Source organism: Microbacterium sp. (assembly GCF_052099035.1).
Lineage (GTDB): Bacteria > Actinomycetota > Actinomycetes > Actinomycetales > Microbacteriaceae > Microbacterium.
On sequence record NZ_JBQDSX010000032.1, the window covers coordinates 1 to 15,508 of the forward strand.

A 15,508-nucleotide genomic window follows, 5' to 3' on the forward strand; every position below is an offset into this window, starting at 1 on the left:
AAGGTACGTCAACCCGATACCGTGACCTTGCCGACATCGTCCGAATCATCATGGCCACTAAGTTCGATGCTGAGCGCCTGCACGTTCTTTTGAAACGTGAAGCAGGTCGCCGACGTATTGCTCTTCCTCAAACTGTTGTGAGCCCCGACGTGGCGTGGATCACAAGATTCCCCATTGCTGCCCGTGATTTCGCAGAGTACCCCGCTGGCCTGCATCCGTTAAAAGAATCCTTGTCCTTCGCTCGCCGATGTTTGGATGCGATACTCGATGGATCTCGTCGCAGCGGATCGTGGAACCCTGACCAACAGCAATGGGAGAACTCGACCGACTGAACTCGTCCTCACCCAACCGCCCACGGGAGTAAGTTGAGCGCATGGACAGCGCACTGGCGGGCTGGAGCGAATTCAACGTTGCGATGGCGGGGGCGAGCGCGGCGCTCGCCGGGCTCGTCATCGTCGCGGCGAGCGTCAACATCGACAAGATCATCCGCGCGGGGACGTTGACAGCACGCCTCGGCGCAGCCATCGCGTCGCTCGTGCTGGCTCTTGCGGCATCCGCCGTCGCACTCATCCCGGAGCTCGACCTGCGCTGGTACGGCATCATCGTGCTCATCTGCACGATCTGCGCGGGAGTGTTCCAGGTGCACGCGATGCGGCTGATCATGCGCGACACCGACCCCGAACAGCAGGGCCGAATTGCCAAATCTGTACTCGGTTTTCTACCGATCGCCGCGTACCTCGTCGGCGGGGTGATGCTGGTGGTCAGCAGCAGCAGCGGACTCGTACTCGCCGCGGCGGGATGCCTCCTCGCGATCATCTCGGCAATCGTCGTCTCATGGGTCGTGCTCGTCGAAGTGCTGCGGTGATCAGGGCGAGTTATCCACAGATTCTCGAATCTTCATTCGAATGTCTGTGGCCGCTGTCACTATAGATACATGGCCATCTTCAGCGAGTTGCGCGACACCCTCGACGGGTTGGAATCGCGCATGGGTGACGTCGATATCGACGTCCTGCTGACGACGATGCGCGATTTGGGCGACGATGCCGTCGTCGATGCGCTGGCAGGTGCGGCGGCGATCGCGAACTGCGCCGAGCGGATGCTGACGGTCGGCGCGGGCGTGGTCGCAGAGCGGTCGCGGCGCACGGCCGGGCACTCCGGAATGGCCGCCTCGCACGGGCACCGCAACGCCGTCTCGCTCGTCCAGTCGATTATCGGCAGCACCCGCACAGACGCGGCGCGCGCCGTGCGGCTGGGCGAGTCGCTGGTCGAAGGTGCGGATGCTGCGGCGGCCGCGGACTGGACCGGCTCTGCGAACAGCGGTGACGCTGACGGAGACGGCGGCGATGGCTGTGGCTGGGGCTGGGGCGATGGGCCCGGCGACGGCTCGGGCGGCGGGGCCGACGACGGCTCAGGCGACAATTCGGGTGGTGATGGCTGGGGTGGCTCCGGCTGGGGCGATGGCGGTGCCGCTGGTGACGGTGCGGCTGGTGATGGTGCAGCGGGCAGCGGCGCAGACGGCGGCAGTGGAACGAGTGGCGGCGGCACAGAGGCATCGGGGCACGATCGCAACGTAAGGATGCCGTGGCACGAGCCGTTGCGACAGGCACTGTTCGAGGGCAGGATCACCCCGGCGCAGCACGATGCAACCTTTCGGGGGCTGGGACAGCCTCCCGCCCGCGGCGACTCCGAGACACCGACAGAAGCGATGATCGAGGTGTGGTCGCTCGCGGCGGCGCAGCTCGTCGAGGAGTCCGCCGAGATGTCCGTCGAAGACCTGGTGCGTCGAGCGCGACAGGTGCGCGACACCCTCGACCCGGAAGGCGTGCGGGAACGGTTCGAGCGCTCCTACGCGGCCCGGTCGTGGCGGTCGTGGCGCAATGCCGACGGTCAGCACCACACGCACATCATCTCCGACGACGAGAACGCCGCCTGGCTCGATTCGATTCGGGATGCCGGGCTGCGACCCCGCCGCGGCGGGCCGAGGTTCATGACTGATGAAGAGTCCGCCGCGGCGTCTGCCCTCACGGATGATCCGCGCACGAACGACCAGATCGCCTACGACCTGTTCATGGGAGCCTGTCAAGTTGTTTGTGTAAGTGAGCGACGCTCGGTTTCTAGAGGTAGGGCTGGACGCGGTCGGGGTAAGCGAGCGCGAGTTGCGCGAGGGCTTGGTTCCAGTTCGTGGTGATCTGGCCCTCGACGAGGCGGCCTTCGGCCTTGCGTTTCGTCGTTCGGGTGCCCCCGCGTTCCTTCGCTCGTTGTCGCGCGCGTTTGTCTTCGATGTTGCAGATCGCGAGCCAGAGCAGCTTCACCGCGGCGTCATCGGAGGGGAAGTGGCCCCGATTCTTGATGATCTTCCGTAGCTGGTAGTTCAGCGACTCGATGCTGTTTGTGGTGTAGATCACCCGCCGCAGCATCGGCGGGAACGCGAGGAAAGGCGTGAATCGCTCCCAGGCGTCCTCGAACACGCGGACCGTGTTCGGATTCGCCAGACCGAGCTCAGACGCCGCGAACGCCTGGAGCGCGGCCTTGGCTGCGTCCTCATCAACGGACTGGTAGATCGGCTTTAGCGCCGCCGCGACCGCTTCGAGCTATCCCCCTCGGTCGCTGTCACTGCCCCAAACCCTTTTCTGGATCGTCAATATCAACCTTCCCCAGTGAAGGTTGTAACGGCCCAGCCCCAGCTTGTCCTGTTCGTTCGGATGACGATCCAGGTCAAGTGGTGGTAAAACTACGCTAGCCGCGACGAATTCCCATGACCCCGTTCTGCATCGTTACCTTTCCGTGACTTAGCAATGACCCCCGTGGGGTATGCGACGAGACGGGAGGGGGGGCGCATCTCGCCGCTAAAACTTGCGCCTAGCGACCAGCTGCGCCCCCTCCCGGGGCATATCGTGCGTCAGCACATCAGTGTTACCGCAGGGAGCGCCTCCGCCGGAAGAGCAGACCCGTGCCGAGTGCCAGAGCAAGCGCCGCAGCAATCGACCAGCCGATCACACCCGAGCTGTCGCCACCGGTCGTCGCCAGTGCGTCTTCACCGGATGCTGACGCCGAGCCCTCGCCCGAGCCGCCGTCACCTGAGCCGCCGGAGCCGGAGTCGCCCGAGCCGGAGCCCGCGTCACCCGAGCCGTCACCGTTTCCGCCTCCATCGCCGCCCCCGTTGTTGCCGCCGTCGCCGTTTCCGCCGCCGTCGCCGTCACCGTTTCCGCCGCCGTCGCCGTCACCGTTTCCGCCGCCGTCGCCGTTTCCGCCGCCGTTGTCCGTCGCCTCCAGCACGGTGAACAGCTGCACGGGCGAGATGTCCACGGCACCGTACGGGTCGCTCGTGCGCACGTACCAGCCGCGCTCCCCCACCTCGGCCAGTGGCCATGTGGCCGACACGATCGAGCCGGACGCAACCTGCTCGAACGACGCGATCTCGTTCGCGGTGAGGATCTCGGCCGAGAAGGCATCGGTCCCCAGCATCCGGTCGACCGTCGAAATTCCGAGGTCGGCGAAGGTCAGCTCGAACTCCTGCGGAGCATCCGCCAGCGTCGGGTCATCCGAGTTGTACTTGCCGAGGAGTCCGCCGTTGGCAGGGTCTTCCAGCGACGGCGAGTAGGTGCGCACGATCATGCGCTCACCCACCGTGTCGAAGTGCATCAGGCGCATAAAGCCCTGGCCACCCTCAGGAAGTCCCTGGTAATCGAACAGCATCGAATACACGTTGCGGTCCATGACTCCGTCGCCGTCGTCATCGAACTGATCGGTGCGCGTGAACGCATCGTGGTAGTGCCCGGAGAACACCATCTTCACGTTCGGATTCGTCGCGACGACCTCATCGAGGATCCGCTGCGGCATCTGCCCGAGCCCACCCGTGGTGAGCAGGAACTCGTGCTGCGAGATGACCGCCACGCGGTCGGGATACTGTGCGAGCACCTCGTTCATCCAGTTGATCTCGGCATCCCCGGGACCCCACCCCGTGTAGATCATGATGAAGTCGATTCCGCCCGCCGACATCAGATCGTAGTGACCGCGGTTGTTCTCATAACTGCCGCCGTACCAGGGGTTTCCCGAGAATCGGTCTTCACCGAAGTAGGTCCCGTAGTTGGTGTAGTCCCCCAGCTGGTGACCCACATCGTGGTTGCCCGCGAGCACGCCGTACGGCAGTCCCGCGTCATCCAGTCGCTGATACTGCGGGTCGGCGTTATCGGTCCACTGATACATCTGGTCGTAGTCGTTGACGATGTCGCCCGTGTGGAACAGGTACTGCAGGTTCATCTGCTCACGCTGCTCGAGCAGGTACGAGTGGATCGCCGCCTGGTGACGCAGGCGGTCTTCGCCCTCGACGTTGTTCTGGTTGTAGTACTGCGTGTCCGACTCCCACGCGAACGTGAAGTCGTACTCCGAGCGCGGAGTGTCGAGCGGGTGCGCTGCCGCGACATCGGAATCACGCGTGCTGAGGTCGGCACCGGCGAAACCTTCGGAGTGCTGCACGAGCACCCGGACCGCTCCGTCCTGCGCGTGAGCGGTGACATCGACGGATGCTTCGAGCGTGAACGACCCTTCGTCCGCCGCAACCTGGCGGGTCTGCTCGACCCAGCTGGAGCCATCGGCGGTCAGCGCGTAGAGCACCACGGTCGCACCGGCATTCGCATGCCCCGTCCACGACACCCGCACGAGCGAGCCGTCGCCGGCATCCCCCGTCTCGACATCGAACAGCTGGTACGGGAACTCCGCGGACGAGGACACATCCGTTGCCAGTCCGTCGGCGCTGGACAGCATCCGCACGTCTTCGTCGCTCAGAGCCTCCGGCTGCTCACGATCAAGGTCCTTCGAATCGTTCACGGTGCCGGACTGCAGTTCGATGTCGCCGTCGGCGAGATCGACGCGGCGTCCCTCGAGGAACGAGACGTCGAGCAGGTCGCCGGTGGGATCTTCGACCTTCGCCTGCAGCGTCACATCCCCCGCGGTGACCTCTTCGCCCTCTGCGGGCGAAAGTGCACCGGCGGACGGCTGCTCGTCGTAGGTGATGAACGTCGCCGAGTACACCGAGGAGTTACCCAGAGCATCCTGCGCGGTGATCTCGACCGTGTGCTCGCCGGCGGCGAGCGCGACCGATGACGTCTCGTACGGCAGCGGGATCTCGCCGCCGTCGAGGGTCGCAACGGTCGTGCCGACGCCGGATCCGGCATCCGTGATCTCGGCATCGATCGCGATCGTGCCCTGATAGGCCGAACCGTCGACGATCTCCGTGGTCACCTCGGGGCCGGTGTTGTCGACCTGCACTGTGCGGGCAACGCTCGTGTCAGCATCCGCCGCCGTCACGACAGCCGGGCCGTCCTCGCGCGATGCCGTGTCCCACTGGGCCGTCACCGCGGCGAACGCATCATCCGGAAGCGTGAAGCGCGCATCGTAGAAGTCGTTCTTGCCTGCCGTGTCGCCCATGGCGAGCTCGACCGCGGGGTCGTCGTATCCCTTCGGCGTGAGCGTACGCCCGTCCGGGAGGATCAGGCGCATGCCGCGGATCACGAAGTCATCGTTGTTCTCGCCCTCGTCGATCACGGGAGCGGCCTTCGTGCCCGCCCACACGCTGACGACGAGCTCGTCGCCCTCGCGCACGTACGAAACCGGAACCGGAGTTGCGATCGTGTCCCAGCGGGACCCGGTGCCCTGGTCGAAGATGTTCAGGATGTCGTCGCCGACCAGCACGCCGTTCTTGAAGTAGTAGTCGGTGTCAGACGTCTCGAAGGCGAACATCGGCGCATCTTCCAGCGACGCCTCGGTCTCGAGCACGGTACCGTCGACGTCGAGCGCGATCTCCGCGGGGAACTTCTCCCCCGCCGCGACGACGGTCGTGATGCCGTCGTTGGCCGGACCGCCGACGAATCCGCCTTCTGCGAGGTTGAGACGCAGCGGGTCGGTGCTGGCGCCGGTCACGTTCACGCGAACCGTCTCGAGGGTCGAGACGTTCGTGCCGTCGCTCGCCGTCACCGAGTACTCGAACCACGACTTGCCGATCAGGTCGACCGACGGGATCGTGTAGACGTACGAACCGTCGCCCGCGTCGGTGAGGTTGATCGGCGCGTGCGCGCCATCGACGTCATTGGTCAGGTCCAGCGTGACGGTTCGTGCGAGCACGTCGTCTGTGACGCCGAAGCTCAGCGCGAAGTCGGATGCCGGGTCGACCTCTGCGGTCGTGCGGTTCTCGATGACAGGGCCGGTCGTATCGGATGCCGGGATCATGAGCCCCGCGGGAACCTGGTCGGACTGCACCGTGCCCGGCGTCGCCGGGGCAAGCCCCATCATGCGCTGCAGGGTCAGGTCTTCGGCATCCGTGATGTAGCGGATGCCCTGGTTCGGCTGGGTGTCGTCGGTCTCGCCGAGGTTGTAGTGGCCCCGGTTGATGGAGTGTCCCGTGTTGGTCGAGATCTCGATGCCGCGCGCGAGGGTGTTCGACATTCCGGCCGAGAACGTCTCGACCAGGTCTTCGCCGAGCGTGAGTGACGTGTCGAACTGCGCGTTGAAGTCGTCGGCGTCGAGATCGTCGTTCGCGCCGTTCTTGACCCAGACGATGAGGGTCTTGCCCGCCGGGATGATGGCGTCACCGGGCTCTGCGGCCCAGTACGCCTTCTTCGAGTTGGTGTACTCGTCGCGCGGATAGAGGTAGTTCATCCGGTAGTCGGCGAAGTCGATCGGCTCGCTCGTCGCGTTGTAGACCTCGACGAATTCGTAGCCGTCGGAGCCTGCGACGTTGCTCGAGTCGGGCAGGATCTCGGTGACCTGCAGCTCACTCGTCACGACATCGGGGTCGGGCTGCGGGTCGAAGTCGGGCTCCGGCTCGGGTTCAGGCGCGATGAGGGTTTCTTCCGAGATCGTGCCCGGGGTGGGGGCTGCGGCTTCCGCGAGCAGCGGCAGGCTCTTCTGGGCGATGTCCGCCGGGATGCGATAGTGCGCCGTCAGCCCGTTGCCGACCGAGCCGACCGGGTAGAACGACCAGCTGACGGCCTCGTCGCCCTGCAGGACGCGGATGCCGCGGCCACCGCCGTTGAGCATTCCGGCCTGGCCTTCGACGCGCACGACGCGGGCATCGGCGGGTGCACCCCAGCGAGCACGGAACTCACCTGCCGTGTGCGCGAAAGAATCGGTCGTGCCGCTGACGAAGCTCACCCACATGATGACGGTCTCGCCGGCCTCGATGATGAGTGGTGCTTCTTCCGGATCCACCGCGAAGGGGACGTCGCGCGTGCGATCGTCATCGTCGCCATAGCTGTACGCGAAGGAGTAGTTCTCCTCAGCAACGTCGATGGGCTTGGTGGTCGTGTTGTGGACCTCGAAGAACTCATAGGCGTCGGCGCCGATGTTGTTCGGTCCGATCTCGGTCACCATGAGCGGCCAGTTCGAGGCCTGGCTCTCGTCGGGCACTTCCGGGGTCGCTGCCGGGCGCTCGAGCGCCGCAGGCAGGACCGTGCCGGGCGAGCGCTCGGCGAGGATGCCGAATGCGTCCATGCCCTCGGGTGCCGTCGCGTCTTCGGGCGCCTCTGTCGGAGCCGTCCGCAGGCGGAAGTGCACGCCGAGGTCTTCGCCCATCGATCCGGCCGGGTAGTGCGCCCAGCTGATCAGGCTGTCATTCTGAAGGACGCGGATGCCGCGGTTGCCGGTGTTCGACATGCCGGCCTGCCCGGTGACGCGGACGACCTGGGTGGCAGCATCCACGCCGTGATAGGTGCGGAAATCATCGACCGTGCGCGCGAAGGAATCGACCTTGCCCGACGTGTAGCTGACCCAGAGCAGCGCCGTCTCGCCTCCGGCGAGGACCAGCGGCTCGGTGGTGAGCGTGACTTCGCTGGTGCGGTCGGGCGAGTCGACGTAGGAGTACGCGAAGGAGTATCCGGCCGCGGCGAGGTCGATCGCCTCGCCCGACGTGTTGTGGACCTCGACGTACTCGAAGTGGTCGTTGCCGACGTTGTTCGCGACGATCTCGGTGACGACGATCGGCGGGGCGGGCGTTGCTGCTACTTGTGCGGTCGGGGATGGTGCGGGGGCCGGCGCTGCTGCGGCGGAAGTAACTGGCAGCAACGTGGCCACGAGCATCGTGGCGCCGAATATGGATGGGAGGACGAGTGAAGAGCGGCGCAGGGGCACGTGGACACACCAATGGCTTCGGAAGGCGAGCAGGACCTCTCGAAGTTATTGAGGTGCCCGCAACATCCGATGTCTCATCGATGGCAGCCGCGTGTCCGTTCGGTGGCCGCCAGGTGAACTGGGTCGCGGTGGGGGTCAGCGGCGTGAGAGCAGCGAAGTCACACGAAGCCGCGCGGAGTGGATCCACACATCGGAGTATTCGATCGGGCGATCTTTGCCTCGGCTATCGACTTCCCCACGGTGGGTGTGGTGACGACGGAGGGAAAGGTCGCCGAAGCGAGGTCGCTCGTGGCGAAGGGCGCACAGCAGCTGGATGTCGGTGTCCAGCTCGGCTACCTGCGCTCTGGCATGTACGACGAGTTCCGGGATGATCTGCGACAGATCGTCGAGGCCTCGGGAGTCCCGGTCAAGCCGCTACTCGAGCTTCCGCTACTCACCCCCGAGGAGCGTGAGATCGCGGTAGAGCTCGCGATTGAGGCTGGCGTCTCGTACATCAAGAATGCGAGTGGCGGCCACATCGAGACCGCAACGCCTGCATCGGTCGAGTATCTGGTCGAGCGTTCGCACGGTCGTGTGCCTGTCAAGGCATCCGGAGGAATCACGAACTACTCGCAGGCCGTAGCTCTTCTGGATGCCGGGGCGGTTCTTCTCGGCACCAGCTCAGGCATCGCGATCGTCACCGCGACGGATGCGGTGGCCGACGGTTACTGAGACAAGATCGAGTCAGCCGCTGAACGAATCGTCGATCAACGCCTGCGCTGCTCGGTTGACTTCCTTGAGCCGGTCCTCGCGGATCGCATTGACTGGAGTGTCGCAATCGAGCCATGGGTTGGCACCGATAAACCAGACGCGTGCGACGTGCTCGCCTTCGGCGTCAGCAACCCTCTGCCACTGCTCATACGCGAAGGCAAGTCGCTTCACGGCCTCTGGTCGAGGTTGCGGACCGCCTTCCTTCGCCCATTTGTGGGAGGACTTGGAGTCCTTCGAGCCGGCCAGTGCGGATACAAGCGTGCCGCCGAGAGCTGCATCGAGGCGTCTGGCGATCTCACGAACATCCAGTCGAACCGTGCGCTGATAGGCAATAAGTCCATGCAAAACCACTGAAAACACACGCGAATGCCGACGTTAAACACAGTCGGGCGCGGCGTCCACTCAGCGAGACAGAAGGATGCGAGAAGAGTTTCGCGGGTTCGGGTGACACCCAGCCCGCGAAATCCTGCTGGCCTGGCGCCGAGGAGGGAAATATGCGCGCACGTGGCGATTCCCGCGGCGCACGCGCAAAACGCCTACAGCGCGAGGCGCTCCTTGACGACCGCGGCAAGCCGATCAGCGTAAGCCTGGGCCGATTCGACATCGACCGCCTCGACCATCACGCGAACGAGCGGCTCGGTTCCGGATTTGCGCAGCAGCACGCGTCCGGAATCCCCGAGTTCCGCCTCGACAGCGGCGACAGTATTCTGCACGTCCTCGTCCTCAGCGACACGGTCCTTGTCGACCCCGCGCACGTTCACGAGCACCTGCGGATACACCGTCATCACCGATGCGAGCTCAGCGAGCGTCTTCTTCTTGTGCGCCATCTCGGCGACCAGATGAAGACCCGTGAGCACACCGTCGCCGGTCGTCGCGAACTCGCTCATGATCACGTGTCCGGACTGCTCACCGCCCAGCGCGAAGCCGCCGGCGTTCATGTCCTCGAGCACGTAACGGTCACCGACACCGGTCTGGCGCACGGTGATGCCGTGATCTTCCATCGCCCGGTGCAGACCGAGGTTGCTCATCACGGTCGCCACGAGAGTGTCGGCCACGAGCTGTCCGCGCTCCTTCATAGCCACCGCGAGAATCGCCATGATCTGGTCGCCATCGATGACGTTTCCCTCAGCATCCACCGCGAGGCAACGGTCGGCGTCGCCATCGTGAGCGATTCCGACATCCGCACCCAGGCGGACGACGGCCTCGGCGAGGTTGTCGAGGTGCGTCGAGCCGACGCCGTCATTGATGTTGATCCCGTCCGGCTCTGCGCCGATGACGGTGACGTTGGCGCCGGCATCCTTGAACGTCTCCGGTGAGACTCCGGATGCCGCGCCGTGCGCGCAGTCCAGCACCACGTGGATGCCGTCGAGGGGATGCGGCAGCGAACCCAGCAGGTGCAGCTTGTAACGGTCCTCCGCGTCGGAGAAGCGCTGGATGCGTCCGACGCCGGAGCCGGTGGGGAGAAGCATCTCCCCCGCCATCGCGGCCTCGATGCGCTGCTCGACCACATCGGGGAGCTTCACGCCGCCACGGGCGAAGATTTTGATCCCGTTGTCCGGGGCCGGGTTGTGCGACGCGGACACCATCACGCCGAAGTCGGCATCGTGGTCCGCGACGAGGAACGCCAGGGCGGGGGTCGGGATGACGCCAGCGTCGAAGACGTCGACACCGGATGCTGCGAGGCCGGCCGAAACGGCGGCCACGAGGAATTCACCGGAGACGCGCGGGTCGCGGGCGACGACTGCGGACAGCCGCTTGCCCTCGCCCTTGCGAGCCTCTGCAGTGCGGCCCTGGCCCAGGACGACAGCAGTCGCCTGGGCCAGGGTGAGCGCCAGATCGGCGGTGAGGATGCCGTTGGCAAGTCCTCGCACGCCGTCCGTGCCGAAAAGCGGCATCGGAGTGGTGATCCTTAGCGCTTCGAGTACTGAGGCGCCTTGCGGGCCTTCTTGAGTCCGGCCTTCTTGCGCTCGATGACGCGAGCGTCACGAGAGAGGAAGCCAGCCTTCTTGAGCGTTGCGCGGTTGTTCTCCGCGTCGATGCCGTTCAGCGAACGGGCGATGCCGAGACGCAGCGCGCCGGCCTGGCCCGAGTCGCCGCCACCGGAGATGCGCGCGATGACGTCGTACGCACCCTGGAGGTTCAGCACCGTGAACGGGTCATTGATCAGCTGCTGGTGCAGCTTGTTGGGGAAGTAGTCCTCGAGCGTACGGCCGTTGACCGTGATGGTGCCCGAGCCGGGAACCAGACGCACGCGGGCGATGGCCTGCTTGCGACGGCCGACTGCTGCGCCGGGGACGTTCAGAACCGGACGGGGAGCCGTCTCGGTCTCTGCGACCTCAGGGCTCGAGGTCGAGTAGTTCTGCGGGGTTTCGGTGGATTCGATGTCAGCCACGAGTATGTCCTTAGTCGTTACGGCGCTTACTGGGCGACCTGGTCGAGGGTGTACGGCTGGGGCTGCTGCGCGGCGTGCGGGTGCTCAGCACCGACGTACACCTTGAGCTTCGACAGCTGCTGACGGCCCAGGCTGTTCTTGGGGAGCATGCCGCGGACGGCCTTCTCGACAGCGCGGACGGGGTTCTTCTCGAGGAGCTCCTCGTAGGAGACCTTCGACAGACCACCCGGGTAGCCGGAGTGGCGGTAGGCCATCTTCTTCTGAAGCTTCTGACCGGTCAGGGCCACCTTGTCGGCGTTGATGATGACGACGAAGTCGCCGGTGTCGACATGGTTGGCGAAGGTCGGCTTGTGCTTGCCGCGCAGGAGCGCTGCGGCGTGCGAGGCCAGGCGGCCGAGAACGACGTCGTTGGCGTCGATGACGACCCAGTCACGCTGGACCGTCGAGGCCTTCGGGGTATATGTGCGCGTCACAATAGTGCTGCTTTCTTATTCGAACGGAGAGGTTCGTGAATCCCACTCCGGGGTGGTTCTCGGGTAGTCCCGGGGAACACGCCAGTGGAGGGCTCACGTTCGTAGTGCCCAGCAGTCGGGCACCAAGGGGATAGCTTACGGCATCCGGAGGGGTCTCAGCAAATGCCCGTGCTCACTCCGGGAAAGGCACCCTCGGCGCACGACCACTCGGCGCGTGCTCGAAATCGGTCACGGCGCGCAGACGATCTTTCTCGATCCTCTCCAACGCCGATTCGACGGATGCTGCGAAGACCTCTCCCCCGGCATCGCCGGGATGGATGCCGTCACCGGCGAGCAGGTCCTCGTGCGGCGCGATGGACCCGGACCAGTCCGCGATCCATACACAGCGGTGGCTGTCCGCGAAGGCCTCGAGATCGGCGTTGACACCCGGAATCCAGTCCCGCGGCGCGTGGGCGTTCACGAGGATGAGGTTGCGGTCCTTCCCTACGATCTGCGCCATCTGTTCGAGCACGTCCCAGTCGATCGGGCCGTTGGTGCCCAGCGCCACGACCACGTTGTCGCGCAGCGCGCCGCCGGCGTCGAGGTTCGAGAGGATGTCGGGCCCTGCCCAGATCGACCGCGAAACCTCGGCGTCGACGCTGATCCCGGGGAACTGTTTGAGCAGCGACGGTGCCGACGCCAGCATCACCGAGTCCCCGACAGCGGTGATCTCGGTCCCGTCCGGCACGACGATCGCCTCGTCGGTGGGCGTGGGAGTCGGCGTCGGTGCGGCGTCCGAACCATCCAGCGCCGCCTCGCCACGGTTGATCGCAGCGGCAGCAGTTGTCGTGTGCGGAGCGTTCACGATGGCCGCCGTTGTGCCGCCGATCGCAACCACAGCAACCGTCAGCGCGGCAAGGCCGGTGAACCGGCTGACCGGGCCACCGGCGATCCGCCGACCCAGTGCCCGCAGCGCGTGGCGGAACCCGTACCGACGAAACGGCACCTCCACGAACCGATAGGACAGCGCCGCAGCCCCCACCGACACCACCAGCGCGAGCACTCCGGTCCAGACGGGCACCCCGGCCTCCGGCCCGAACCCCTGTGTGCCGACGAGCAGCAGCACGAGCACGGGCCAGTGCCACAGATAGATCCCGTACGAGCGATCGCCGATCCACTTCAGCGGTGCGACATCCAGCCCCCGGCCAAACCACGACCCGGGCCAGATGCCGGCGAAGACGGCGAGCGCCGAGCCGCCCGTCGCCAACAGCAGCGAGCCGGGGAAGGTCGCGGCATCCGCTGTCTCTGGCATCGATGCGGCGACGACGATCGCACCGAGACCGACGAACCCAGCCAGCAGCACGCCGCTGCGCGCACCGCGCGAGCGCATCCATGCGCGATCGGGCATATTCACGACGGCGAGCGCGAGGGCGATGCCGATGAGCAGGCCGAAGGCGTGCGCGTCGGTGCCGAAATAAGCGCGCGTCACCTCTCCACGCCCGACGAGCTGAGCCATCCACCAGGCCGACCCGCCCGCGGCCGCGATCACGAGGGCGACGCGCGGCCAGCGCCCCGGGATCAGCAGCACGAGCGGCAGCAGCAGCGGCCACACGACATAGAACTGCTCTTCGACGGCGAGCGACCAGAAGTTGCGAAACAGCTCGGGCGCGGTCGCCGCGAAGTAGTCCGCGCCATCGGCGACAGCGAGCCAGTTGTAGCTGAAGGTCGCAGATCCCAGCACCTGGCGGCCCATGCCGACCAGCAGGTCACCGCCCACCAGCCACGCCGCAGTCGCGCATACCGTGACCACCACCACGAGGGCCGGGATCAGCCGCCGCGCGCGCCGCCGCCAAAAATCGATGAGCCTGCGCGGCGAGCCGAGGCGTCCGACCCGTGACGTGCGCAGCAGCAGAGAGGTGATCAGGAACCCGCTGATGACGAAGAAGACGTCCACACCGACGAATCCGCCGCGCAATGGCGACCCCGGAAAGAGGTGGTAGATCACCACAAGGGTGACCGCGACCGCTCGCAGACCATCAAGGCCTGCGAAGCGCATCGGAGTCGTCTGTTTCAGCATCTGAGAAGGGGGGCGCCGCGGATTGTGTCCGGGCGAAACCAAAACTCCAGCTTAGGCTGGTCGCGTGAGAATTCGCCTGGACATCGCCTATGACGGAACGAACTTCCGCGGGTGGGCGAAGCAGCCCGGACTGCGGACTGTGCAGGGCACTCTCGAGACGGCTCTCGAGCGGATCGTCGGCTCTGACGTGCACTTCGTCGTCGCCGGGCGCACGGACGCTGGCGTCCACGCCGCAGGCCAAGTCGCCCACGTGGATCTCGACGAATCGCAGTGGGCGCGCATCGAATCTCGCCACGGGCGCACGAGCGATGATCCCGCGGGCTCGATCGCTCATCGCATGCGCGGCGTGCTCGGCGCATACCCCGATGTAACCGTGCATCGCTCCTCGCTCGCTCCCGAAGGGTTCGACGCCCGCTTCTCGGCGGTGTGGCGCCGGTATCGCTACCGGCTCGCCGATGACCTCGCGGGCTTCGATCCGGCGCGCAGGCTCGACACCACCAGCATCCGCGGTTTGCTCGATACCCAGGCGATGGATGCTGCGGCGCGCTCCCTCATCGGACTGCATGACTTCGCCGCCTACTGCAAGGCGCGCGACGATGCGACCACGATCCGCACTCTCCTCGACTACCGCTGGACGCGGGATGCCGATGGCGTTCTCGTCGCCGAGGTAAAGGCCGACGCGTTCTGCCACAGCATGGTGCGCGCACTCGTCGGCGCGTGCACCGCCGTCGGGGCGCAGCGTCTCGACGTCGCCGACCTCGTCGTGCTGCGCGATGCCCTCCAGCGCACCAGCGAATTCAAAGTCCTCGCCGCGCGCGGCCTCACGCTCACGGAAGTCGGCTATCCCGCCGACGAGCTCCTGTCAGCCAGGGCCGAGCAGACCAGAGCGCGACGCGACGCGGAGTGAACCGATCACCCGCAACTCAGATGCGCGCAGTAGCGTGGCAAGGGTGAAGGTCATCTCCTACAACCTGCGCAAACATCGCGCCGCGACCGAGCTCGAAGAGCTCGTCGCCGAGCACGGCCCTGACCTGCTCTGCCTGCAGGAATGCGATGTCGACGCGCTGCCCGACCAGATCGGCGGGCTAGCCCTCGCGGATGCCACGCACGGCAATCGGCTCGGACTGGCCCTGTACTACCGGATGAACACCTTCCGCCTGAAGGACATCCGCACCATCGAGCTCAAGAAGTCGCTGCATGATCGGATGCTCAAGCCCGCGCATGAACGCGTGCTCGGCGTGCTGCTGCAGGACATCGACAATGGTCAGGAACTGATCATCGCGTCGTTCCATGCGGCACCGCTGACTGCGCTGAACTCGCTGCGGCGCAACCAGATCAAGGCGGCGCTGACAGAGCTGGAGTCACTGGCGCCCGGGCAGCCGGTGCTGATGGTCGGCGACTACAACTACCCCGTATTCAAAGAGAACCTCGGACAGAACATTCGCGACCACGGGTACACGCTGACCCTCAGCGATGACCGCACGTACACCCGGTACCGGGTATTCAAAGGGCACTACGACTTCGCGACGTCAGACGGGTTCCGCATCGACAGCATCCAGACGCTCCCGCAGCGTTCGAGCGATCACCGGCCGATCCTCGTGACCGCAACCGTAGAGTAGCCCGGCGCGGGCCGTTGCGGCCAAAGTGTTGAGGGTTCTGGTGACGATCTTCTGCCCAGTTCTTATTTCCGGGCCAGAAGTATTCCTCTTCCGC

Annotated in this window: 12 protein-coding genes and 1 pseudogene; 6 read left to right on the plus strand and 7 right to left on the minus strand. The window is 65.8% G+C overall.

What is annotated here, in order from left to right; translation table 11 throughout:
- The 3 genes from ACTIAO_RS10895 to ACTIAO_RS10905 form a co-directional block, all read left to right on the plus strand.
- Positions 1-332 (plus strand): hypothetical protein (locus tag ACTIAO_RS10895; protein WP_441906294.1); only part of this gene is annotated, 332 nt, incomplete at its 5' end.
- Positions 333-373: 41 nt separating this feature from the next.
- Complete coding sequence (locus ACTIAO_RS10900; RefSeq protein WP_441906295.1) at positions 374-865, plus strand: hypothetical protein; 492 nt, start codon at positions 374-376, stop codon at positions 863-865.
- Between the two features lie 69 nt (positions 866-934).
- Entirely contained in the window at positions 935-2,188 is a 1,254-nt protein-coding gene (locus tag ACTIAO_RS10905; RefSeq protein WP_441906296.1) for a DUF222 domain-containing protein, read from the plus strand.
- Here ACTIAO_RS10905 and ACTIAO_RS10910 read toward each other — a convergent pair.
- Positions 2,115-2,585 (minus strand): annotated as a pseudogene (locus ACTIAO_RS10910) (transposase); the annotation flags it as partial. The gene ACTIAO_RS10905 and the pseudogene ACTIAO_RS10910 sit on opposite strands and share 74 nt — an antisense overlap.
- Before the next feature lie 328 nt (positions 2,586-2,913).
- Positions 2,914-8,073, minus strand: a complete 5,160-nt coding sequence (locus ACTIAO_RS10915) for a lamin tail domain-containing protein (protein ID WP_441906297.1) — start codon at positions 8,071-8,073, stop codon at positions 2,914-2,916.
- 228 nt (positions 8,074-8,301) lie between these two features.
- Between ACTIAO_RS10915 and ACTIAO_RS10920 the strand changes: the two genes are divergently transcribed.
- On the plus strand, positions 8,302-8,835 hold the full coding sequence (locus ACTIAO_RS10920; protein WP_441906298.1) for a hypothetical protein: 534 nt from the start codon (positions 8,302-8,304) through the stop codon (positions 8,833-8,835).
- 12 nt (positions 8,836-8,847) lie between these two features.
- On the opposite strand, the gene ACTIAO_RS10925 is transcribed toward ACTIAO_RS10920, so the two are convergent.
- From ACTIAO_RS10925 to ACTIAO_RS10945, 5 genes are all read right to left on the minus strand, one after another.
- Positions 8,848-9,234 (minus strand): hypothetical protein, encoded by a 387-nt coding sequence (locus ACTIAO_RS10925; protein ID WP_441906299.1) that lies wholly within the window; start codon positions 9,232-9,234, stop codon positions 8,848-8,850.
- Positions 9,235-9,410: 176 nt separating this feature from the next.
- Entirely contained in the window at positions 9,411-10,769 is a 1,359-nt protein-coding gene (gene glmM, locus ACTIAO_RS10930; RefSeq protein ID WP_441906300.1) for a phosphoglucosamine mutase, read from the minus strand.
- 14 nt (positions 10,770-10,783) lie between these two features.
- Positions 10,784-11,266, minus strand: a complete 483-nt coding sequence (gene rpsI / locus ACTIAO_RS10935; RefSeq protein ID WP_441906301.1) for a 30S ribosomal protein S9 — start codon at positions 11,264-11,266, stop codon at positions 10,784-10,786.
- Between the two features lie 26 nt (positions 11,267-11,292).
- Positions 11,293-11,739, minus strand: coding sequence for a 50S ribosomal protein L13 (rplM, locus tag ACTIAO_RS10940; RefSeq protein ID WP_441906302.1), 447 nt, complete (start codon positions 11,737-11,739; stop codon positions 11,293-11,295).
- Positions 11,740-11,911: 172 nt separating this feature from the next.
- A complete protein-coding gene (locus ACTIAO_RS10945) occupies positions 11,912-13,795 on the minus strand; it encodes an acyltransferase family protein (protein WP_441906303.1) in 1,884 nt (627 codons plus the stop codon).
- A 64-nt stretch (positions 13,796-13,859) separates the two neighbouring features.
- Here ACTIAO_RS10945 and truA point away from each other — a divergent pair, with 64 nt between their 5' ends.
- Together truA and ACTIAO_RS10955 are read left to right on the plus strand one after the other, a co-directional pair.
- Positions 13,860-14,702 (plus strand): tRNA pseudouridine(38-40) synthase TruA, encoded by an 843-nt coding sequence (gene truA, locus ACTIAO_RS10950; RefSeq protein WP_441906304.1) that lies wholly within the window; start codon positions 13,860-13,862, stop codon positions 14,700-14,702.
- A gap of 43 nt (positions 14,703-14,745) precedes the next feature.
- A complete protein-coding gene (locus ACTIAO_RS10955; RefSeq protein WP_441906305.1) occupies positions 14,746-15,414 on the plus strand; it encodes an endonuclease/exonuclease/phosphatase family protein in 669 nt (222 codons plus the stop codon).
- Positions 15,415-15,508: the final 94 nt, after the last annotated feature.